Origin of the sequence: Meiothermus sp., assembly GCF_025056915.1 — a bacterium.
Taxonomy (GTDB): domain Bacteria; phylum Deinococcota; class Deinococci; order Deinococcales; family Thermaceae; genus Meiothermus.
This window is the reverse complement of record NZ_JANWVH010000184.1, coordinates 1-579: the sequence shown is the minus strand read 5'-3', so window position 1 is coordinate 579 and position 579 is coordinate 1. Positions and strand designations below refer to the sequence as shown.

The 579-nt window shown below is 64.8% G+C and carries 1 protein-coding gene; it reads left to right on the top strand.

Going from position 1 to position 579, the window contains the following annotated elements; translation table 11 throughout:
• A partial coding sequence (locus tag NZN28_RS14570; RefSeq protein WP_295399383.1) for an enolase C-terminal domain-like protein occupies window positions 1-579 on the top strand: 579 nt, incomplete at both ends.

Here is a 579-nt window from a genome sequence, read left to right as displayed (position 1 = left end):
TTTTCTCGTCCCCGCCGTGCTGGCCGCCGAGCTGCCCGACATCCCCGCCTATCGGAGCGCCGTCAGTTTCATCAGTGGCCACCCGATGGCGAAGGCCGGCCTGGAGATGGCGCTGTGGGATTTGTTTGCGCAACGCGCCGGGGTCTCGCTGCAAAAGTTGCTCGGCGGCAGCGGCGACCGGGTGAAGGTCGGCGTCTCGGTGGGGATTCAGGAGTCGCCCGAAAAACTGCTGGAGGTGGTGAACGGCTATCTGGCGGACGGCTACCGGCGCATCAAGCTCAAAATCAAGCCGGGGCGCGACGTGAGCGAGGTCGCCATTATCCGCCGCCATCACCCCGACCTGCTGCTTCAGGCCGACGGCAACTCGGTCTATCGCCTCGGCGATGCGGCGCGCCTCAAGGCGCTGGACGAGTTCGATTTGCTCTTGCTCGAACAGCCGCTCGGCGAAGACGACATTATTGACCACGCCAAGCTGCAAGCGCAACTGCGCACCGCGGTCTGCCTGGACGAGAGCATTCACTCGCTCGACCATGCGCGCTGGGCGCTAGAGCTGGGCGCGTGCCGCATCATCAACATCAA